Genomic DNA, 20809 nt, shown 5'->3' with positions numbered 1-20809 from the left:
TGGTCACATAAACGTGAGCCTCGTACGTGGGTACGATCAACCGTCTCATTACAAGTTCACTACTACTGTATGAAAGAAGCATGTGCCGTGATGCTCGCTCGGGTCTGCGCGCTGTCCGACTGAGGAAACGAGTCGCGCCCGTCGCAGTATGAGCAACGAGTGTTCCTTGTGCGGTCGATCGATTCAGTCGTCCTCTTTTGAAGCACCCGGTGAGCGCGCGTTCTGCTCGAGCGGGTGTCACGACGTGTATGCGACGCTCGGAGTTGCCGACCCGCCCGACGTCGACCGGTCCACACCCGAGCGGACACCGGACGGACACGGTCTGCCCGACTCGGATGACTCCCGGACGTTCTTGCGGATCGACGGGATGTACTCCGCGACGTGTGAAGCGTATCTCGAGTCGCTCGCCGAGAACCGGGCGGGAGTGACCGCCGCTGAGGCGAGTTACGTCACGGAGACGATCCGCGTCGACCACGACCCAGGAACCGTCTCGAAGGGCGCGCTGCGTGACGCGTTGAGTACGCTCGGGTACACGGCGTACCTCCGTGACGACGCCTCGACAGAGGCGGACACAGCCGGCGGGACGACGCGCCGGTCACGGGAGATGGGTGGCATTCGGAAGCGGCGGGACGACCAGCTCCTGGGGATGCGGTACTCGCTCGGGTTCCTCTTCGGTGCGTTTCTGTTGGTCCCGTACGTCGCGATCCTGTATCCCGCACACCTCGCGTCGATATTCGACTGGCAAGCGCTCGCGATATTCGAGGGCGCGTTTCAGTTGAACAGCGAGGGCGCGTTCGTGTTCCTCCGGCTGTACTTCGTGATGACCGGACTCATCCTGGTGTTCACCGGGCTTCCGGTGTTGCGGGGTGCGTACATCAGTCTCAAAATGCGGCGCCCGAACACCGACCTGTTGGTCGCGATCACCGCGGTGAGCGCGTATCTGTACAGTACGGCGGCCGTCGTCCTCGGACAGAACGACATCTTCTACGACCTCGCGATCGTCGTAACGGCTGCGGTCACCGCGTCGGTGTTCTACGAGTCGTCGATCAAACAGCGCGCGCTCGACCGGCTCACCGAGCTCACGATATCGCAGGTCGAGCGGGCGCGGACGTACGACTCGGACGGAACCACTCGGGACGTTCGCGTCGAGGACCTCGAGGCGGGCGACGTCGTCCTCGTTCGACGGGGGGAGCGCGTGCCGGTCGACGGCGAACTGGTCGAAGATGGCTGTACCGTCGACGAAGCGATCGTGACCGGTGAGTCGCTTCCGGTGTCGAAACGCGCCGGCGACGACGTGATCGGGGGGTCGATCGTGACGGACGGCGCGGCGTTGGTCCGCGTCGGCCCGGACGTGACGAGTAGCATCGACCGGATAACGACCGCCGTCCGGGACCTACAGAGCGCGACGCACGGGGTCCAGCGGCACGCCGACCGGCTCGCGTCGTACGCTGTGTTCGTCGTCGCCGGAGCCGCCGTCGCGGTCGGCGGCGTCGGTGCGCTCGCGTTCGGGATGGGCCCGCCGGACGCCGTCCGCCTCGCGCTGGTGGTCCTCCTCGCCGGTTCGCCGTGGGCCCTCGGACTCGCGACGCCGCTGTCGGTCGCGAAGAGCCTCTCCAGTGCGCTCCGTCGCGGGATCATCATCTTCGACGAGACGGTCTTCGAACGGCTCCGCGAGGTCGACGTCGTCGTCTTCGACAAGACGGGGACGCTCACGACCGGAGAGATGGAGGTGATCGAAGCGGACGCGCCCCCCGAGCTGCTCGACGCCGTCGCCGCGCTCGAACGACGGGCGTCACACCCCGCTGCGAACGCGATCGCGACGGCGTTCGCCGGCAGGGACGGGGGCGACGACACGGGGGATCAGTCGGACTCGGCGGACGACGCCACCGGAACGGAAGGCGGCGATCGGATACGCGAGTTCACGACCCATCGGTCCGGTATCGAAGGCGTGATCGGCGACACGTCGTATCTCGTCGGGAACCTCGACCTGTTCGCGGAGCGGGGATGGACCGTCGACGACGACATCAGGTCTCGGGTCGCCGACGCTCGGGGGTTCGGTCAGCTGCCGGTCGTGATCGGTCGCGACGGGACGGCGGAGGGGCTGATCGTCGTCGGCGACGAGCCGCGGGACGGCTGGGACGACACCGTCTCTCGGCTCGGGGAACGGGGCACGGAGGTCGTCGTCCTGACGGGCGACGACGAGGAGGCGACGGACTTCTTCAAGCGACACGACGCCGTGACGCACGTCTTTGCGACGGTTCCGCCGGAGGGGAAGACGGCGACGATCCGGCGGCTCGAATCCGACGGCCGGGTCGCGATGGTGGGTGACGGCACCAACGACGCGCCGGCGCTCGCCGCCGCCGACCTCGGCATCTCGCTGGGCGGCGGGACGGCGTTGGCCGCCGACGCCGCCGACATCGCGATCGTCGACAACGACATCCGCTCCGTCGAAACCGCCTTCGACCTCGCGGGAGCGGCCCGTCGTCGCGTGAAACAGAACAACCTCCTCGCGTTCTCCTACAACGGCATCGCCCTCGCGGCGCTGGCCGTCGGGTTCTTCAATCCGCTGACAGCAGCGGCTGCGGTCATCGCCGGCGGCGGGGTGATCGCCGCGAATACTCGGCGGAAGCTGCTCGGGTGAAGAGTCGCTATCTGTCACCCGAGCATCGTCGATCCGATCGTTGAGGTCGTTGTCCGGATCCGCATCGCGTTCGTTTCTAAAGGACTATCCTTGTCTAGGCACAACCACACCCATGGAATTCGACTTCACGCGCTCGGTGGTTCCGCTCGCCGCGATCGTCGCCGTCGCAACGGTCGCGCTGACCGCGGTGATGACACCCTCGACCGTCTTCATGATGGTCCTCCCCTCGATGATCGCGTTCTCGGTGGTCGCGTACTTCTTCGGGATGAAGCACGGCGAGTTCCGCGCCAGTCCGTAGCGGTCCCGTCCGGTATCGGCCCCGAAGTCGCAGAGTCGGCCGTCCGAAACGTCCTGATTCGGTCACTACGTCCGGTAGTCCGCACTTCGTTTCGTAGATCTAGTCTTCAACAGCCTCCTCGACGATCTCGATCTCCTCGTCGGTCAGCCCGTACAGCTCATACACGATCTCGTCGATAAGCCGGTCCGTCTGCTCGATCTTCGCGTCGAGCTCCGCGGCGCGTTCCTTCGTGTCCAGGTAGTTCTCCAAGTCGTCGGCCACGTCGTCGACGTCCGGCACCTCGATCGCCTTCAGCCGGTCGATCAGCGAGTTCGTCTTCGTCGCCGTCTCGCGGAAGTTCGCGAAGCCGCCCGCCTCGTCGACCGCGACCGGGACGAAGTGCTCGATCAGGTCCGCCTCGCGCTCCGTGAGGTCCGTGATACGGAACGCCGGCAGGTACTCCGTCTCCGTGTAGCCCCACTGGTCCGTCTCGTGTGCGTCCTCATCGTCGGGCTTGTAGCGAGCAGTGAGGTGGATTTCAACCGTGTTTCTTGAGACCCGCTTAATCGTCGAGTCACCGGTCCGCAGGTTTGTCTTCTCGTCAGATGTCTGCTGGAGTATTGTCGGCGTCGAGCCTTCTGGAGGTTGTTCAAAACCAATATCTCCTAGCTCAGGCCCATTCGTATAGGTCCCAAGATGGTCTGTAAGATTTGTATTGAGTACTGACTGCTCTTTTTCTTGAGTAATCCGTTCCGCAGCCAGAGCTCGGAGAATTTCCTGATAAGACGGGCCATCTCCAGAATCCACTGCGTTTCCGGTAGCGAACAGATTATTCGCTCTTTCAACAAGGCGTTCTGAATTCAGCTTTTTGCTCGCCGCTCCGATCGACGGGATACAGAACGGTTCCAAGTAGTCCGTTTTGAAGGTAAAGTAGCCGCCGCGGAGTACGTATCCAGTACTCCTTAGGTAGAACCAGAACAGCTTACTGTTCAGTAAAGTCAGAAGGTATTCATTGTCGATGTTTTCTTCCGACACGATGCCGTAAACTTTCGACTTATGGAGTACACCAGTCTCGTCTAACGTGAAGTTACCCCCGTAGCTGATCTCGGGAGTGACTATTTTGTCATTCAGAAATTCACCCATGTTCTGGGCCCGAGTGAAGTCATACCACCGTTCCGTGTCCATACTACCACTGTCACGCGATCGAAGCTTCGACTCGTGACTCTTGAAGTACTCAAATGCTCGTGGGAACTCTGAACGAAGGGATTCTTCTGGTATGAAGTCTAGTTCGTTGTCATCAACCCGGTATGGTAAGATGATTTGTAGAGGCGGATTTAAGGGAGCATATCGTTTCACGTCTTTTCCTTTCAAAAAGGGGTGTAGAAGCTCTGATTCTACCTTAAATTGCTCACCATGTCCGTTTTCTACAACTGTCAGATCTCCCATCTGTTCGGTGGTTTCCACCAAGAAAATACTATCAGCACTCGTTATGATTCCCTGATATATTTTCTTCGTAGCATCAGCTAGACTTAGTGGGTTATCCTCGATTTCCTGAATAATCTCTAGAACTTCTGGCGATTGGAATACCCAAGCATCTCCGTCAAGTTCAGGATTGATGTGACGGAAATTAGGATCTTTCCCAGTTGCTAGATCCGCAGGATCGACTTCAGCATATTCGAGTCCGTCCTCGTCATATTTGCTCAATATAAGGACGCAGGTATAGACAGAGGCGTTCCCAAACACCTGCTTGTGACCGAATGAGAGGATCTTATCGAGGGAATCATTGTCTGCGAGGAACTCGCGGATACCTCTTCCAAATTCATTTTGGAAGAATTTGTGAGGCTCAATAAACCCGAGTAGCCCCCTCGGGGATAACAATTCGTACCCCTTCTCGGTGAAGTTTACATAGAGATCGAAATTCTGCTCGGAGGATCGATATCTAGAGAGATACTCCGCCCGTTCTGGCACATTTGTCTGTAGCTCTTGGATTCGCACATAAGGCGGATTCCCGATCACGGTGTCGAAACCGGCTTCAGGCATCCGCTCACCGTCGGCGTCGAAGAACACCTCAGGGAACTCCAGTTCCCAGTGGAAGAAGTCTTGCTCGGCGGCCGTCGCCTGTGCCGATTTGAACCACGGCTCCTCGCGGATCTCTGCCCAATCGGCTTCGTCCTCGATCGCCCCCGCCATCTGCTCGTAGGCGTCCTCGGGCACGTCGACGCCGAACTCCTCGGCGGTGTGGACGTTCGCCAACTCGAAGAGGCGCGTGTACAGCGGGTCGTCGCGGATCTCGTCGTACAGCTCCTCCATCGATTTCACGCTCTCCAGCGAGTCGTTGTCGTACGCCAGCAGGTCCGCCATCAGGTCCATCACGTGCCCGAGGGTGTCCTGCCGAACGCGTGCGAACGCCTGTGTGAGCGTTAGCTGGCCGTCGTTCTCCTCGGTGTCGTCGGAGAGGACCTCCGTGATGTCGCTGCCGACGAGCGAGTTCCCGTCCTTCAGGTGGTGGTCAAGGAAGGCGAGCGGCTGGTCCGCCGCGAGCGTCTCCAGCCACATCGAGAGCTTCGCGAGCTCGACCGCCATCCCGTTCAGGTCGACGCCGTAGATGACCTCCTTCGAGATCGTCCGGCGGATGTCCTGCTCGTCGTACGACTGAATCTCCTGCTCGCGAACGACGCTCATGACGTGCTCGGTGAGGTAGCCCGTCGCCTTCGTCAGGAAGTGCCCCGAGCCCATCGCGGGGTCGAGAACCGTCAGGTCCGTCACGCGGTCGTAGAACCGCCGGAAGTACTCCCCGTCGCTCCGGGAGAGCCCGTCGGCTTCGAGGTCCGCGTGAATCTCGTCTATCAGCGGGTCGATCGTCTCCTCGACGATGTAGGTGACCACGTAGTCCGGCGTGTAGTACGCCCCCGTGGCCTTGCGCTCGCCCTCGTCGTTGACGACGTACAGCCCGCCCTCGTCGACGACCTCGACCGCGTCCGCCACGGAGACCTCGTCGCCGGGCTTCCACACCTGTCCGCCGTCCTCCGCGACCGCGGCCATGCCCGCCTCCGGCGCGATCCGGAACTCGTGTTCCAGCAGGCCCTCGTAGATCGAGCCGAGGTGCCGCGTGTCGAGGTCGGCGTAGTCCGCCGGGACGTACTCGCCCTCGTCGTTCTCCGTGGTCGACAGCCGGAAGATGACCTCGGCGATCGCCGGGTCCGAGACCGAGTTTTCCGCGAGGAACTCGTGGTCCTCACGGCTGAACAGCCCGCCGTTGTACGGCGGAATGCCGAGGTCCTCTTCGCCCTCGTCGATCAGCTCGAACAGCTCCGAGAGCCGACCCCAGATCGACGAGGAGTACTGACTGAACTCCTGCTCGAACGCCGCGCCGGACTCGACGTCAAGCCCGTCGACCTCGTCGAGTATCTCCTCGCGTTTCGCTTCGAGGCTGAAGTACTCCTGATATTCCTCGCTGGCGGCCGGGTCGTCGGGGTCGATCAGCCCCCGCGACTCGGCGTAGAGGACGAACATCAACCGGTAGAGCAGCACCAGCGACTGCTCTTTCAGTTCGTCGGCGCTGAGTCCGTCCTCGTCGTTGGGATCGATTTCCAGATCGTTCGACTCGACGAACCCCTTTCCGAGGACCCGCAGCGCTCGGAACACGTTGTCTTGGAGGTCCTCTCCAAGTTCCTGTGCGGCCGTCTCCGATTCGGACCACACGTCGTCGAGGAAGGAACTCCCGGCCGTCTCGACGAACGCTCCGGGCCGGAAGAAGACGTAGAAGTACTTGAACGCCTCTAGGTTCCCGCTCTCCAGAATCTCCGGCAGGTCGACCTCGTAGTACGTCTGTGTCTCGTAGTCCTTCGTGCCGTAGAGCCGCCACTTCTTCCCGTCGGTGAGGATCCCCCAGTTCAGATCGCCGGGAGTCCGTTCGAGGTAGAACTTGATCTGGTGAGACGCGTCGCGATAGGACCGCTGTTCGGAGAAGAACTTCTCAAAGTCGGCGTCCCACTGCTTGGCTTCGAGGATCGACAGCGCCCGGGAGAAGTGCCCTTCCGTGCCGCTGTCAAGCGCCTGCCGGGCACTCTCGCGGCGTACGTCCTTGTTCTCGAAGAGTAGCCGGTCGACGTAGCCCCCGCCGTCCGGGAGCGTCACCTCGGAACTCGTGCCGTACCCGAGGATGTCGAGAACCTCGGCGATCCACGTGTCGATCAGTTCGTCCTCCTTGTAGGAGGGCAAGAGCGCTCCCTCCCGGTTCCAGAGGTCACGAATCTGCTCGAACGCTTCCTCGGCTTCGGCGTCACAGTCCCACGCGTCGAGGTCGGCAACGCGCTCGTCGAGATAGTAGCCAGAGAAGAGGCTGGAATTCCGGTAGGGACCGCTTCCGAGCGTCGCTTGGCTCATTGAATATCAAACCCACACGTCAGCGCAATTAAATAGATGACGGAGATAGTCACAGATTCCGAACGGTCGCGGGCCGACACCGAGACAACACTCTCAGGTAGCGATTAGAACCGATCTCCCGACGCCGCCTCAGTCGCACCCAACGCCCGCCGATCAGCGCCGTCTCGACCTACTGGCGCGTTTCGACCACGACGTTCAGCCCCGCTCGTTGAGCTTCACGATCGGGCGCAGGTCGGTCGGGTCCGGCATCGACTCGACCACCGCCGCGACGCGGTCAGCGATCGCGTAGGTGTCCGTCGTATCGTCGGCGTAGTAGAGCACCGGCACGTCCCCTCGCGTCTCCGCGTCGAGAAAATCGGTGTCGTGCGTGAGGACGACGTAGCCGCCCTCGCGAGCGAACGCCGCGATCGACTCGTCGTCGACGCCTTCAGAAAGCGCCTCGTGGACGTGTTCCGCGGCGACGCCCTTTCCCCGGAGTGACTCCGCGACCCGCGGACTCGTGTCCTCGTCGACGAGGACCCGATACTCCATCCGGTTTCGCGCCCTCGTCGCCTTTCAGCTCCGACAGCGACACCGCACCCGCCTCCTGCGCCGCAGCCTCGCGGTCAGCCCGCTGACGCTCGACCGCCGCCATCCCGTCGGGGTGACTGTGGTAGTACTGGAGCGCGCCGTACATGTCCGCCACGTCGAGGTCGAGCTGGTCGGCCACCTCGTCGGCCGACTTTCCGGCCCCCTCGACGAGCCCCTGAATCCGCCGGACGGTCACGCGCCGCCCCTCGATATGCGGCTCGTCGTGGACCTCGGTCGCGATCCGAACCGACGACTGTGCCATACCCGCGCGTATTAGCCGAGAAAACATACAACGTCGCTCTAGCGGCCATCGCTGGCTTCAGCGAGTACTATTCGGTCTATGTCAGAGATATCATCATCACGGTACTGGCACTGCGCGGTTTCGTCGGAACCGCCGATTTGGCGGTTCATAGCGCACCCTCGAATGCGTTTTTCGGGCGTTAGAAGGCGTTGAGACTGCCGATAACGGCAATCTGTAAAGAATCTGATGGGACCGCTGAGAGTCGAACTCAGGTCATACGGACCCCATCCGCATAGGATACCACTACCCCACGGTCCCTGACTACACGACGAGAAACGACGGTCCGGTAATTAAGGACTTCGCTTCACTCCTCGCCGGCGTCCCGCGGGACCACGAGGTCGCCGTCGTCCCGGACCGCGAGGCTGCCGATCGGGTCGCCCTCGTAGACGGCGAGCCCCTCGCAGCGGCCGAGGACGTAGCCGTCCGCGTCGGCGCGGACCGTCGCGCGCTCCGTGCCCGCCGCGTCGACCACGTCAGCGAGGGCGTCGCCCTCGGCGAACGCGTCGCCGGCCGCGACGCGGTGCCGGACGAGTCCGGCGGCGTCCGTCGTCGCGCTCCGGAAGCGCCGCACGGGAAACTCGACGGGCGCGGGATCGACGCCGACGCCGGACTCGTCGACCGACGCGGGCACGTCGCCGGCGGCCAGCAGGCCCATCTCGACCGCGACGCCGAACGCGCCCGCGACGCCCGCGTCGAGGAGCGCGTCGTCGACGACGCTGTGCGCGCCTAACTCCGCCGTGAACGCCGGGATACCCGCCTCGTTGAGCACGGCGCCGGCGGTCGACCGCTGGAGGTTTTCCTCGACGTACTCGGCCGCGGGGTACTCCCGGACGACCGGGAGGCCGAACGCGTCGACCAGCCGGCCGAGCTCCTCGGAGAGCGCGGTCGCCTCGGACGCGCTCCGGCGGTCACCGTGGAGGACACGGTCCCGGATGACGAAGGGGTCGCTGCCGACGCCCGCGGTGTGACAGTCGATCAGCGCGTCCGCGGCCGCGTTCGTCCCGACCGTCTCGACGGCGAACTCGCCCGCGTCGCTCGGAGGGTCACCCGTGATCGCGGCGTACAGCCGGGCGTCGATCCGCTCCTGGAGCTTCGGCGGGCGGGCCGACTCCGCGTCGGCGTCCGGGAAGTGGCGGTTCGGGTCCTCGTCGGCGTAGTACGTCTCCCTCGCGTTCCGGCGCAGTCCGGCCGGGGAGACCACGGGCACCGCGACGACCGCGCCCGCGAGGTCGGCGAGGCGGTCGCCGAGGGCCGCGACCGCGTCCTGAACGACCGCGACGCCCGTCGCCTCGTCGCCGTGGACGCCGCCCGTGAGCCACAGCGTCGGCCCGTCGCCGGCGCCGTTCGCGACCGCGACCGGCAGCGCCTCCGAGCCCCCGGTCGGGAGGTCCGCGACCGGGAGCCGGCCGCGGTCGAGCGTCCCCGGCCCCGCGCTCGCGCTCCCGAGTGCTATTCGGCCGCCCTCGTCCCCGTCCGCGTCAGACTCGTCCATACCCGGGTTCGAGGGTAGTGGAGTTATAAAAGAACGCGCTCTAAGTCGACGACGACCCCGCTGTCGGCGTCCGGATCGCCGACGACTCGCCCGAGACAGACCGCGGTGCCGTCGGGGGTAAAACACGCGATGAGGGGGGGATCCCCGTCGCCGGTGCGGTCCGGCCGAGCGGCGTCGTCGACGTCGATCACGCCGGGCGCGTACACGGGCGCACCGGTCGCGACGTTGCGCGCGGCCGACGGTGCGATCCTCACGGCCGGGAGGTGTGTCAGGGCGTCCTCGGCGGGACGGACCACCTCGCGGAGGAGCGCGTCGTCGCCGTCCTCGGCCCACGCGAGCGCGTCCACCAAGTCCTGAAGCGTGCGGAGGTCGCGGTCGTCGAACGGGTCGGTGGCGGTGCGCCGGAGGTGCCCCATGTGCGCGCCGACGCCCGCCGCGAGCCCGATGTCGTGGCACAGCTTCCGCACGTACGTTCCCGACTCGCATCGGACCCGGAGGAGGGCCTTCCGGTCGTCGACCGCCAGCACGTCGAGGTCGTGAACCGTCCGCGTGCGGAGCCGGCGGCTGACGGCGCTCTTCCGCGGCGGCTTCTGGTAGATCTCGCTCTCGAACTCCGCGACGACGTCCCGGAAGTCCGCCGGGGGCGACCCGTGGAGCTCCAGCACCGCGACGTACTCCTTGGTACCCTCCAGAAACACCTGCGCCATGCGCGTCGCGTCCCCGGTCAGCGTGGGGAGACAGCCGGTGACCTTCGGATCGAGCGTGCCGGAGTGCGCGACGCCGCCGGTGGGGGGGCCCTCGGGGTCGAGCGCCGCGAGCGTCTCGTCGACCGCGTCGCGCACCCACGCCGACACCTGGTGCGAGGAGGGGCCGGCTGGCTTGTCGAGGTTGACGACGCCGAACCGGAGCAACTCCGACACCGACCGCTCCTCGGGCGGGGCTCTGAGGGGGTCCTCGCCGTCGGCGCGTTCGTCGGCGTCGGCGTCGGAGGCGTCTGTCATGGGTGGTGCGGTGGCGGGCGGTTCAGAAGTCGTACACGACGCCCTCGACCGGGGACTTCCCCTCGTCGTCCGCGGGGTCGTACGCCTCGACGGTCGCGACGAGGACGTCGAGGAAGCGCTCGGGCCCCCAGCGGGCGGTGTTGTACGCGGCGTCGTAGATCGAGAGGTCCTCGATGTCGATGTTGTAGTACTCCTCGTACCGCTTGCGTTCTGAGGCCTCGCGGCGCTCCGTCTCCGTTCGCGCGCGGTCGACCGGCTTCGCCTCGCGCTCCGCGATCCGCTCCGCGCGGACCGAAAGCGGCGCGTCGAACCAGAACCGGAAGTCGGCGTGGTCGGCCGCGAGCCACCCGGCGAGCCGCGACTCGAGGACGACGTCGTCGCGGTCGACGGCGATCTCGCGGAGCCGACGGTCGAGGTCGCGGTCGATCTGGGGGTCCTCCTCGGCGAACTCGTTGAACTCGACGGGCGTCATGTCGCGTTCGGCCGCCATCTCGCGGAAGATGTCGCCGCCGGAGACGTGCCCGAGACCGAGCGCGTCAGCGAGCTGCGCGGCGTTGGTGCTCTTCCCGCTGCCGGGCGGGCCGGAGACGGTGATCAACATATCGTCACTGCGCGGGTGTCGTTCAAAACGGTTGTCGTTCGGTCGCGTCGGGCGTCGACTCCCGGACCGCGTCGCCGACTCGCTCACGCCTCGCCGTCCGCCGTCGCAGCCGTCATCGACCAGACCGCGACGAGGCCGAGCAGGAGCGCGGGGACGAGCGGGAGCGCGAGGTACGTCGCGAAGAAGGGGAGGCCGAACCAGCCCGCCGCGTACGGGTAGACGTAGATGATCCCCGGGATGACGAGGGCGCAGGTGAAGATCGCCGCCGTCAGCGCCCACCCCTTGCGACCGAAGCCGTCGGCGGAAGGGTCGTCGGCCGTCGACGACCCGAGGCCGACGGGCTCGTCGCCCTCGCCGCCGTCGGCATCCGGAACGTGGACGTAGCCGCCGTCGGTGGTGCCGTCCGCGTCGGTCGCGTCGGTCTCAGAACTCACTGTCCGGTTTTACCACCACTTTGCCAAAGCCCTCACGGTTCTCTATCATCTCGTGTGCGCGCGCCGCCTCGCTCATCGGGAGGACCTCGCGAACGCGGGGCTCGAAGGTGCCGTCCCAGACGAGTTCGAGTACGTCGTCGACCTCGCCGGGCGTCGCCATCGTCGACCCGAGCACCGACAGCTGGTTCCAGAAGATGCGGTTGAGACCGGCGCCCGGATTCCCGCCCGTCGTCGCGCCGCAGGTGACGAGCCGGCCGCCCTTCGCCATCGACTTCAGCGAGTCGGGGTAGGTGGCCTCGCCGACGTGGTCGACGACGACGTCGACGCCGCGTTTGCCGGTGAGTTCGTCGATCTCGTCCGCGAAGTCGTTCGCCTCGTAGTCGATGACGTGATCGGCGCCGCACTCCTCGGCGTGCGAGAGCTTCTCCTCGGTGGAGGCGGTCGCGTACACCTCACAGCCCGCGTGGTCGGCGATCTGGACGGCCGCGTGGCCGACGCCGCCCGAGGCGCCCAAGACGAGGACCTTCTCGCTCGCCTCGATTTCGGCGCGCGTGTGGAGCATTCGCCACGCGGTCTGGAAGACGAGCGAGGCGGAGCCGGCGACCTCCCAGTCGACGCCGTCCGGGACCGGAACGAGGTTCGCCGCCGGGACCGTCGCCTTCTCGGCGTGAACGCCGCGGACGTGTTCGCCGATGATGTGGAAGGAGACGCACAGCGACTCCTCGCCGTTGCGACAGAACTCGCACTCGCCGCAGGAGACGCCCGCGCTCACGGCGACGCGGTCGCCGGGCTCGAACCGCGTCACGCCCTCACCGACGGCCTCGACGACGCCGGCCGCGTCGCTGCCCGGGACGTGCGGCATCTCCAAGTCGATGCCGGGCATCCCGCGTCGGGTCCAGATATCGAGGTGGTTCAACGCGCCGGCCTTGACGTCGACGAGCACCTCGCCGCGGTCCGGCTCGGGGTCGGGGAACTCGCCGTACTCGATCACGTCGCGGTCGCCGTGGTCGGCGAACTGAACGGCCTTCATGGTCGGACTCTCCCGCGGGATCCACTAAACAGTACGCCTCACGGAAACGGGCGGTGCGCCTCGATGGCTCTGGTGAAACCCTCTGAGAGAGACACGTTCTACCCGGTCTCGGTCAACACAGACGTAGCGACGAGCGATTTCGGGAGTGAGTGTAGTACGTCTTGAGAGCGGTCGTTTATAATTCAGATTGCGGTGTTGCTGTCGGCTGTTTATAAGTGATTGACGCTACTGCGGTGAGTACCTCCAAAGCCCCAGTCGCGAGGCGGACGCACGCTCGCTGTGCTCCTCGCTCAGTCGCTGGCGCTCCTTCGCTGCGGTGCTTACGTCGCCTGCGGCCGCCTCGCGACTGCCCCTTTGAGTCCCGCCCCGCACGGCACCTCACGCCTCCCCAACCTCGTCAGTCGCCTCCGCTTCGCTCCGGCGACTGACTCCCTCGCGGGCTGGCTCGCGGCCGCCGAGGGCGGCCGCTCGCAGGCGCGCCACCGCCTGCCATTTATAAGCGCTCGTCGCCGTCGCTCATCGCCTTTTAAATACGCTCCCGCCACCGCCGATCTGCGATACTCACTCCCGCGATCGATCAAGAAGCACAACTCACCGATCGGCCGTTTCAGACGGGAAAACATCTGAAAAACAGGGCTCCAACAGCGCCGTCTCGACGGATTCTACGCGTCCTTCGCGACCTCGTCGCCCCTCGATACTCCCGACGCGACGACCGTGCGAGACCCCCACAGCACCCCGACCGTTTCGTGATGTTTAAGTACCGAAAGCGGGAGGTAACGAACGCACGAACTGTAGGGGCGTCGGGCCCCGAGTCCGAGAGGGCGATGATACAACGCGGGTTGCGGTAGCCAAGCCTGGCCCAAGGCGCAGGGTTGCTAACTCTGTGGCGTCACTGCCTCCGGGGTTCGAATCCCCGCCGCAACGCTCGAACGGACGAGTACCGCCGGATTCGCGCCGGTAGGGCTCACCACAACCAACACATGAGCACGGAAGAATCACAGGACGACTCGCCGGAGGAGGAGGAAGACCTCCAGTACTTCGTTCGGATCGGGGGCGCGGACCTCGACGGGACGAAGACGGTCGAGCGAAGCCTGTCCGAACTCGACGGCATCGGCACGCGCACGGCGCGGCTGGTCGCCGAGAAGGCCGACGTGGACCGAAACGCCACGTTCGGGCTCCTCGACGAGGATGACATCGACGCGGTGGTCGACATCGCCGAGAACCTCGAAGACCACGTCCCGTCGTGGATGACGAACCGACAGAACGACTTCTTCACCGGAGAGACGACGCACCTCGTCGGCACCGACGTCAGCGAGAAGCGCCGTCACGACATCAACCGGATGAAGATCATCGAATCGTACAAGGGCGTGCGCCACAAGCGCGGGCAGAAGGTCCGCGGGCAGCGCACCAAGTCCACGGGTCGCTCGGAGGGGACCATCGGGGTCAACGTCGAGGAGATCCGCGAGGAGATGGCCGACGAAGAGGAGGGTGACGACGAATGAGCACCGGAAAGAACACCAAGGGCTACGAGACGCCGAACCACCCGTACCAGGGCGAGCGCATCGCCGAGGAGTCCGACCTCCTCTCGCGGTACGGTCTGAAGAACAAAGAGGAGTTCTGGCGCGCCCAGTCCGAACTGCGTAACATGCGCCGGGAGGCCCGACGGCTGCTCGGCGAGGCGCAGGGCGACGTCGACGCCGCCCAGGACGCCGGCGCGGAGTTCGTCGCACGGCTCCGCCGCATCGGCATCCTCGGCGACAACGACGACATCTCGACGGTCCTGTCGCTCGACGTGACCGACTTACTGGAGCGCCGGCTTCAGACGGTCGTCTACCGCCAGGGATTCGCCTCCTCGACCCAGCAGGCCCGCCAGTTCATCGTCCACGGCCACATCACCGTCAACGGCGCTCGCGTCACGCGCCCGTCGGTGAAGGTGGACGTCGACGACGAGGGCGCCATCGCCTTCGACGAGACGAGCCCGCTCGCGGACGATCTCCACCCCGAGCGCGCGGAGTCACAGGAGAGCAACTAATGAGTGAATCCGAGGACGGAAAGTGGGGCATCGCCCACGTGTACGCGTCGTTCAACAACACGCTCATCACGGTCACCGACGAGACGGGCGCCGAGACGATCGCCAAGTCGTCCGGCGGCACCGTGGTGAAGCAGAACCGCGACGAGGCGTCGCCGTACGCCGCCATGCAGATGGCGGAGGTCGTCGCCGAGCGCGTGAAGGACGCCGGTCTGGAGGGCGTCCACGTTCGCGTGCGCGGCCCCGGCGGCAACCTCAACAAGTCCACCGGTCCCGGTGCGCAGGCGACGATCCGCGCGCTCTCGCGTGCGGGCGTCGAGATCGGTCGCATCGAGGACGTCACGCCGATCCCGCACGACGGGACGAAGGCGCCGAAGAACAAGCGAGTCTGACATGACCGAAGACGAATTCGACGTCCAGTACGTCGAACGGGACGAACGCAGCGCGCGGGTGCTGATCCGCGGGCTCACGCCGGCGTTCGCCAACGGCATCCGCCGGGCGATGATCGCCGACGTCCCGACGTTCTCGATAGACACGGTCCAGTTCGTCGAGAACTCCTCGGTCATGTTCGACGAGATGATCGGGCTTCGGCTGGGGCTCGTTCCCCTGACGACGCCGCTCGACGACTTCGAACTCGGCGACGAGGTCACCCTCGCGCTCGACGTCGAGGGACCGGCGACCGCGTACTCCGGGGACATCGAGTGCGCCGACCCGCTGGTCGGGGTCGCGGACGACAACGTTCCGATCATCGAGCTGAAGGAGGGCCAGCGCCTCGAGTTCGAGGCGACGGCGGTGTTAGACACCGGGAAGGAGCACGCCAAACACCAGGGCGGCGTCTCCGTCGGCTACCGCCACCTCCAGCGCGTCTCGGTCGAGGGCGACCGGGGCGAGTTCGACGAGGACGAGCCGAACATCCTCCGCGGCGTCATCGAGACGCCCGAGGGCGACATCGAGCTCACCGACGAGTTCGACAACGACCTCTCGGAACGGTTCCCCGGGAAGGAGGTCGCGGTCGAGGACGTGCCGGGCGCGTTCGTCTTCCACATCGAGACGGACGGCTCGTTCGACGTCGAGGAACTGCTGCTCCGCGCGATCGACTCCATCGAGGCGCGCGCGGACGAACTACAGACGAAAGTCGCAGTATAAGGAAATGACGGCCCTTCGAACCACCCCCCTGACCGTCGCCCCCGCCGCCAGCCGCGGCCCCGCTCCCAGCGCCGGAGCGCCCGCGGCCGAGGCGGTGGACGGCGGGACCGAAAGTGGTTTGAAGGGAGCCGGAATACGGTGGAGTGCACGCAGGGATAGCCAAGTCAGGCCAACGGCGCAGCGTTCAGGGCGCTGTCCTGTAGAGGTCCGCAGGTTCAAATCCTGCTCCCTGCACTCCGTTTTCCACGAACTCTCCGTTCAGGAGGGACAGCCATGAGTAGCAAGACGAATCCGAAACTACAGAACCTCATCGCCGATCTGAAGTCGGTCTCGCGTGACTCCGGTGCCAACGTGTGGCAGGACGTCGCCGACCGACTGGAGAAGCCACGGCGCACGCACGCTGAGGTCAACCTGGGCCGCATCGAACGGTACGCTCAGGAAGACGAGACGGTCGTCGTCCCCGGCAAGGTGCTGGGCAGCGGTGTGCTCGAAACGAACGTCACCGTCGCCGCGGTCGACTTCTCCGGGACCGCCCGGACGAAGATCGATCAGACCGGCGAGGCGGTGACGCTGGAACAGTTCATCGAACAGAACCCCGAAGGAAGCAACGTCCGGGTGGTCCGATGAGTCTCGCGAAGATAGACGCGGACGTCGTCGTCGACGCCCGCGACTGCATCCTCGGTCGCGTCTCCTCGGAGGTCGCCCAGCGCGTCCTCGCCGGGGAGACCGTCGCCGTCGTCAACGCCGAGCGAGCCGTCATCACCGGCAACGAGGAGGCGACGATGGAGACGTACCACAAGCGCGCGGAGCTCGGCTCGGACAGCGGGCCGTACTACCCCAAGCGCCCCGACCGGATCTTCAAGCGCGCCATCCGGGGCATGCTGCCGTACAAGTCGGAGGACGGCCGCGAGGCGTTCTCGAACGTGCGCGTGTACGTCGGGAACCCCTACGAGCGCGACGAGGACGTCGAGAGCGTCGTCCTCGACGGCACCTCGCTCGACCGCCTCTCGAACATCAAATTCACCACGCTCGGGGACATCTCCGAGTCTCTGGGAGCCAACGTCACATGGTAACGAACACCTCAGGCAAGAAGAAGACGGCCGTCGCCCGCGCCACCGTGCGCGAGGGCGAGGGTCGCGTGCGAATCAACTCCCAGCCAGTCGAGCTGGTCGAACCGGAACAGGCGCGGCTCAAGATGCTGGAGCCGTTCCGCATCGCGGGCGAGGAGCTCCGCGACGGCGTCGACATCGACATCGACGTCCAGGGCGGCGGCTTCAGCGGCCAGGCGGACGCGACGCGGACCGCCATCGCCCGCGGACTCGTCCAGCACCTCGGCGACGCCGAGCTGCGCGACGCGTACATGAACTTCGACCGCACCCTACTGGTCAACGACGTGCGCCAGTCCGAACCCAAGAAGTGGGGCGGACCCGGCGCGCGCGCTCGCTACCAGAAGTCCTACCGCTGAGGTGATCCAGTCATGATGATCCCCGTCCGGTGTTTCACGTGCGGCAACGTCGTGGGTGAACACTGGGAAGAGTTCAAAGAGCGGGCTCGCGAGGGCGACGAAGACCCGGGCGAGGTCCTCGACGACCTCGGGGTCGACCGGCACTGCTGCCGGCGCATGCTGGTCAGCCACCGCGACCTCGTCGACGTCGTCTCGCCGTACCAGTAACTATGTCAGGACAGCGATACAATCGATACGAGAAGGCACGCATCCTCGGTGCGCGAGCGCTACAGGTGTCCTACGGGGCGCCCGTGCTGATCGAGACGGACCAGACGGAGCCGATCCTCGTCGCCGCCGAGGAGTACGACGCGGGCGCGCTCCCGTTCACCGTCCGGAGGGAGAGCTGATGACGCGGATCACGAGCGTCTCGCTCCGCCGCGTGCTCGACTCGCGCGGAAACGCGACGGTCGAGGCGGACGTGCTCACCGAGTCCGGCGGCTTCGGGCGGGGCGCGGCCCCAAGCGGGGCCTCGACGGGCGAGTACGAGGCGATCGAACTGCCCGCGAGCGAGTCCATCGCGAAGGCCCGCGAGCACGCGGTGCCGCGCCTCGAGGGCGTCTACGCGGGCGACCAGCGCGCGGTCGACAACGCCCTGCGGGCCGCCGACGGGACGGACGACTTCTCGGCCATCGGCGCCAACAGCGCGGTCGCGGTCTCGATGGCGGCGGCGAAGGCGGCCGCCGACGTGCTGGGCGCGCCGCTGTACCAGCACCTGGGCGGCGCGTTCCGCGGCGAGAACTTCCCCGTTCCGCTCGGCAACGTCGTCGGCGGCGGGGAACACGCCAAGGAGGCGACCCACATTCAGGAGTTCCTCGCGGCGCCCGTGGGCGCGCCGAGCGTCTCGGAGGCCGTCTTCGCGAACGCCGCGGTCCACGCGGCGGTCGCGGACGTGCTCGACGAGCGCGGCGTGCCCGCGGCGAAGGGCGACGAGGGGGCGTGGGCGCCCCCCATCTCGGACGCCGAGGCGTTCGAGGTCGTCGACGAGGCGGTCGATCGCGTCGAGGACGACGTCGGATTCGAGATCCGCTTCGGCCTCGACATGGCGGCCGCCGAGCTGTACGACGACGACCGAGAGGCGTACGTGTACGGCGACGAAACGAAGTCGGCCGACGAACAGATCGAGTACGTCGCCGGCCTCGTCGACGAGTACGACCTCGCGTACGTCGAGGACCCGCTCGACGAGAACGACTACGAGGCGTTCGCGACGCTGACCGACCGGGTCGGCGACCGGACGCTGATCTGCGGCGACGACCTGTTCGTCACCAACGTCGAGCGGCTCGAAGACGGGATCGACGCGGGCGCGGCCAACAGCATCCTGATCAAGCCGAACCAGATCGGGACGCTGTCGGACGCGTTCGACGCCGTCGAGCTCGCCGCTCGCAACGGGTACGAGACGGTCATCTCGCACCGCTCGGGCGAGACCGAGGACACGACCATCGCACACCTCGCCGTGGCGACCGACGCCGGCTACATCAAGACCGGCACGGTCGGCGGCGAGCGAACGGCCAAGCTGAACGAACTGGTCCGCATCGCGGACGACGCGGTATGACGGACCGACACCACGCATGAGCGAAGACAACGACGCGGTCGAACTCGACGACGACGCGGAGACCGAGGCGGTCGACGCGGCGGTCGAGGAGGAGGCCGACACGACCGAGGAACCGACCGCCGACGCGGCTGCCGAGGGGGCGTCCGCCGACGCCGGACCCGAAGCAGCCGCCGACGCCGAGAGCGAGGCCGCCGCCGCGGCCGCGGAGGAGACCGAGGAGGAGGACGACGACGCCTCCCCGTTCGACGACGACGTCATGCCCGACGACGACGTCGACCTGCTGATCCCCGTCGAGGACTACCTCTCGGCGGGGGTCCACATCGGGACCCAGCAGAAGACGAAGGACATGGAGCGGTTCATCCACCGCGTCCGCGACGACGGGCTGTACGTCCTCGACGTGAGCCTCACCGACGAGCGAATCCGCACGGCCGCGGACTTCCTCGAGAACTACAATCCCGAGCAGATCCTCGTCACGTCCTCGCGGCAGTACGGTCGGTTCCCGGCCGAGAAGTTCGCGGACGCCATCGGCGCCCGCGCCCGCACCGGTCGCTTCATCCCGGGCACGCTGACGAACCCCGACTACGCCGGCTACATCGAGCCGGATGTCGTCGTGGTCACCGACCCGATCGGCGACGCGCAGGCCGTCAAGGAGGCCATCACCGTCGGCATCCCGGTGATCGCGATGTGCGACTCCAACAACCAGCTGTCGAACGTCGACCTCGTCATCCCGACGAACAACAAGGGTCGGCGCGCGCTGTCGGTCGTCTACTGGCTCCTCGCCAACGAGACGCTCGACCGCCGCGGCGCCGACACCGTGTTCGCCCTCGAAGACTTCGAGGACGAACTGTAGGCCGGTCGTTTTTCGCGTTTCGGTTCCCGTTCGCCCGTTCGACGTCCGCGAGCCGCCGGTATCTCGACTCGCGGGGATCGATCACCCCCAACGCCGTCCTCACGTCTGCGCGTTGTTACGCGGTTGAGCCGTCCGCCGACGAGGGCTCGTCGTCACCCGTCGCGTCGGCCGCCGGCACGTCGTGGGTCCAGCGCGGCTCGATCTCGCGGTTGGCCATCACGATCCGGTCGCCGGCGTCCGTGTCGATCCGCGTCTTCCGGAGCTCGATGGCGGCGACGGTGCCGGTGACGCCCTTCGCCTCGACGCGATAGCCGACGTTGAAGTCGGGGTCGCGGAGGAGGTAGACGCCCGCCACCGTGTCCTCGATCATCTCGGAGAGCGCGTACGAGACCCCGAGGGCGATGAAGCCGACGGCGGTGCCCAGACTCGCCGCGATGTCGCCCATCCCGAGCACCTTGAGGAAGGTGAGCGCGACGCCGAACCAGAGGAAGATGGCCACGAGCGTGGCGATCAGGTCGCCGACGAGTTCGCGGTCACCGATGTACACCCGGTCGATCGACCCCCGAACGAGCGCGAGGACGACCTTCACCGTCACGTACGCCAGCGCGAGGAACACCACCCCCGAGAGCAGCCGCGGTATCGCGACGGCCAACCCCTCGACGAAGTCGGTGAGCGAGCGGGCGACGAGCGACGAGATCCGCGTCATGCCGACCCGAACACGCGCCCGGATGGAAAAGGTACGGGACGACCGCCGCGTCAGTTCGCGTCGGTGTCGGAGGTGAATACGCCGTCGAGGTCGACGCTCGGCTCGCGCCGCGGCTCCGAGTCGCCGTCGGACCGGTCGTCCGGCACCCGCTCGCTCGCGAGTCGCATCAGTCGTTCGTGGACGTCACCGACGACGTACGCGTTCTCGTACTCGTCGATGTCGATGTCGAGGTGGTGCGGTTCGACGTCCGAGTGGAAGCGACCCATTACCTGCCCGTGCGACGGACACGATA

The 20809-nt window shown here is 66.2% G+C and carries 22 protein-coding genes, 3 tRNA genes and 1 pseudogene; 15 read left to right on the top strand and 11 right to left on the bottom strand.

Translation table 11 applies throughout. The annotated features are described in order from the left end of the window. Positions 1-148 precede the first annotated feature (148 nt). Both EXE42_RS03275 and EXE42_RS03270 read left to right on the top strand, forming a co-directional pair. Positions 149-2641: a cation-translocating P-type ATPase gene (locus EXE42_RS03275; protein WP_137705881.1), complete on the top strand. Its 2493-nt coding sequence runs from the start codon at positions 149-151 to the stop codon at positions 2639-2641. A gap of 112 nt (positions 2642-2753) precedes the next feature. Continuing rightward, positions 2754-2939: a hypothetical protein gene (locus tag EXE42_RS03270; protein WP_092923384.1), complete on the top strand. Its 186-nt coding sequence runs from the start codon at positions 2754-2756 to the stop codon at positions 2937-2939. A 99-nt stretch (positions 2940-3038) separates the two neighbouring features. Here the strand turns inward: EXE42_RS03270 and EXE42_RS03265 are convergent, their stop codons facing one another. The 9 genes and pseudogenes from EXE42_RS03265 to EXE42_RS03225 all read right to left on the bottom strand — a co-directional run bounded on the left by EXE42_RS03265 (position 3039) and on the right by EXE42_RS03225 (position 12733). Further along, entirely contained in the window at positions 3039-7304 is a 4266-nt protein-coding gene (locus EXE42_RS03265) for an Eco57I restriction-modification methylase domain-containing protein (RefSeq protein WP_137705880.1), read from the bottom strand. A 195-nt stretch (positions 7305-7499) separates the two neighbouring features. Further along, the gene (locus EXE42_RS03260) at positions 7500-7835 is read right to left on the bottom strand and encodes a DUF5615 family PIN-like protein (protein ID WP_137694793.1); all 336 of its coding nucleotides are present in this window, start codon (positions 7833-7835) and stop codon (positions 7500-7502) included. 7 nt (positions 7836-7842) lie between these two features. After that, positions 7843-8136: pseudogene (locus tag EXE42_RS03255) on the bottom strand (DUF433 domain-containing protein); the annotation flags it as partial. Positions 8137-8362: 226 nt separating this feature from the next. Continuing rightward, a tRNA-Pro gene (locus tag EXE42_RS03250) sits at positions 8363-8433 on the bottom strand. Between the two features lie 46 nt (positions 8434-8479). After that, complete coding sequence (locus tag EXE42_RS03245; protein ID WP_137694794.1) at positions 8480-9667, bottom strand: succinylglutamate desuccinylase/aspartoacylase family protein; 1188 nt, start codon at positions 9665-9667, stop codon at positions 8480-8482. A gap of 23 nt (positions 9668-9690) precedes the next feature. Then, complete coding sequence (locus EXE42_RS03240; RefSeq protein WP_092920439.1) at positions 9691-10668, bottom strand: RNA-guided pseudouridylation complex pseudouridine synthase subunit Cbf5; 978 nt, start codon at positions 10666-10668, stop codon at positions 9691-9693. 22 nt (positions 10669-10690) lie between these two features. Further along, entirely contained in the window at positions 10691-11269 is a 579-nt protein-coding gene (cmk, locus tag EXE42_RS03235) for a (d)CMP kinase (RefSeq protein ID WP_092920438.1), read from the bottom strand. Between the two features lie 83 nt (positions 11270-11352). Beyond that, positions 11353-11703, bottom strand: coding sequence for a hypothetical protein (locus EXE42_RS03230; protein ID WP_137705878.1), 351 nt, complete (start codon positions 11701-11703; stop codon positions 11353-11355). Further along, a complete protein-coding gene (locus EXE42_RS03225; protein WP_137705877.1) occupies positions 11693-12733 on the bottom strand; it encodes a zinc-binding dehydrogenase in 1041 nt (346 codons plus the stop codon). The genes EXE42_RS03230 and EXE42_RS03225 overlap by 11 nt, the downstream gene beginning before the upstream one ends. Positions 12734-13571: 838 nt before the next feature. On the opposite strand from EXE42_RS03225, the gene EXE42_RS03220 reads away from it, so the two are divergent. The 13 genes from EXE42_RS03220 (at position 13572) to rpsB (ending at position 19811) form a co-directional block, all read left to right on the top strand. Beyond that, positions 13572-13657: transfer RNA gene (locus tag EXE42_RS03220), tRNA-Ser, on the top strand. A gap of 56 nt (positions 13658-13713) precedes the next feature. After that, the gene (locus tag EXE42_RS03215) at positions 13714-14235 is read left to right on the top strand and encodes a 30S ribosomal protein S13 (protein ID WP_092920435.1); all 522 of its coding nucleotides are present in this window, start codon (positions 13714-13716) and stop codon (positions 14233-14235) included. Further along, a complete protein-coding gene (locus EXE42_RS03210) occupies positions 14232-14765 on the top strand; it encodes a 30S ribosomal protein S4 (RefSeq protein ID WP_137705876.1) in 534 nt (177 codons plus the stop codon). The genes EXE42_RS03215 and EXE42_RS03210 overlap by 4 nt, the downstream gene beginning before the upstream one ends. Continuing rightward, entirely contained in the window at positions 14765-15154 is a 390-nt protein-coding gene (locus EXE42_RS03205; protein ID WP_004046448.1) for a 30S ribosomal protein S11, read from the top strand. Before EXE42_RS03210 ends, EXE42_RS03205 begins: the two co-directional genes overlap by 1 nt. A 1-nt stretch (position 15155) precedes the next feature. Next, positions 15156-15908, top strand: a complete 753-nt coding sequence (locus tag EXE42_RS03200) for a DNA-directed RNA polymerase subunit D (protein ID WP_092920433.1) — start codon at positions 15156-15158, stop codon at positions 15906-15908. 149 nt (positions 15909-16057) lie between these two features. Further along, positions 16058-16142, top strand: a tRNA-Leu gene (locus EXE42_RS03195). A gap of 39 nt (positions 16143-16181) precedes the next feature. Further along, a complete protein-coding gene (locus EXE42_RS03190) occupies positions 16182-16535 on the top strand; it encodes a 50S ribosomal protein L18e (RefSeq protein ID WP_092920432.1) in 354 nt (117 codons plus the stop codon). Then, on the top strand, positions 16532-16981 hold the full coding sequence (locus EXE42_RS03185) for a 50S ribosomal protein L13 (RefSeq protein WP_092920431.1): 450 nt from the start codon (positions 16532-16534) through the stop codon (positions 16979-16981). Before EXE42_RS03190 ends, EXE42_RS03185 begins: the two co-directional genes overlap by 4 nt. Beyond that, a complete protein-coding gene (locus tag EXE42_RS03180; protein ID WP_092920430.1) occupies positions 16975-17373 on the top strand; it encodes a 30S ribosomal protein S9 in 399 nt (132 codons plus the stop codon). Before EXE42_RS03185 ends, EXE42_RS03180 begins: the two co-directional genes overlap by 7 nt. 12 nt (positions 17374-17385) lie before the next feature. Further along, the gene (locus EXE42_RS03175) at positions 17386-17580 is read left to right on the top strand and encodes a DNA-directed RNA polymerase subunit N (protein WP_006628058.1); all 195 of its coding nucleotides are present in this window, start codon (positions 17386-17388) and stop codon (positions 17578-17580) included. Positions 17581-17582: 2 nt separating this feature from the next. Next, positions 17583-17759, top strand: a complete 177-nt coding sequence (locus tag EXE42_RS03170; RefSeq protein ID WP_092920429.1) for a DNA-directed RNA polymerase subunit K — start codon at positions 17583-17585, stop codon at positions 17757-17759. After that, positions 17759-18961, top strand: coding sequence for a phosphopyruvate hydratase (eno, locus tag EXE42_RS03165; protein WP_092920428.1), 1203 nt, complete (start codon positions 17759-17761; stop codon positions 18959-18961). The genes EXE42_RS03170 and eno overlap by 1 nt, the downstream gene beginning before the upstream one ends. Positions 18962-18977: 16 nt before the next feature. Beyond that, positions 18978-19811, top strand: a complete 834-nt coding sequence (gene rpsB / locus EXE42_RS03160) for a 30S ribosomal protein S2 (protein ID WP_137705875.1) — start codon at positions 18978-18980, stop codon at positions 19809-19811. 115 nt (positions 19812-19926) lie between these two features. Here rpsB and EXE42_RS03155 read toward each other — a convergent pair whose 3' ends face one another. Both EXE42_RS03155 and EXE42_RS20165 read right to left on the bottom strand, forming a co-directional pair. After that, positions 19927-20517 (bottom strand): mechanosensitive ion channel domain-containing protein, encoded by a 591-nt coding sequence (locus tag EXE42_RS03155; RefSeq protein WP_092920426.1) that lies wholly within the window; start codon positions 20515-20517, stop codon positions 19927-19929. Positions 20518-20567: 50 nt separating this feature from the next. Continuing rightward, positions 20568-20783 (bottom strand): hypothetical protein, encoded by a 216-nt coding sequence (locus EXE42_RS20165; RefSeq protein ID WP_137705874.1) that lies wholly within the window; start codon positions 20781-20783, stop codon positions 20568-20570. Positions 20784-20809: the final 26 nt, after the last annotated feature.

It is taken from the genome of Halorubrum sp. SP3 (genome assembly GCF_005435195.1).
Classification (GTDB): Archaea; Halobacteriota; Halobacteria; order Halobacteriales; family Haloferacaceae; genus Halorubrum; species Halorubrum sodomense.
Note: the sequence above shows the minus strand (reverse complement) of the source record. Positions and strands in the feature narration are given on the sequence as shown.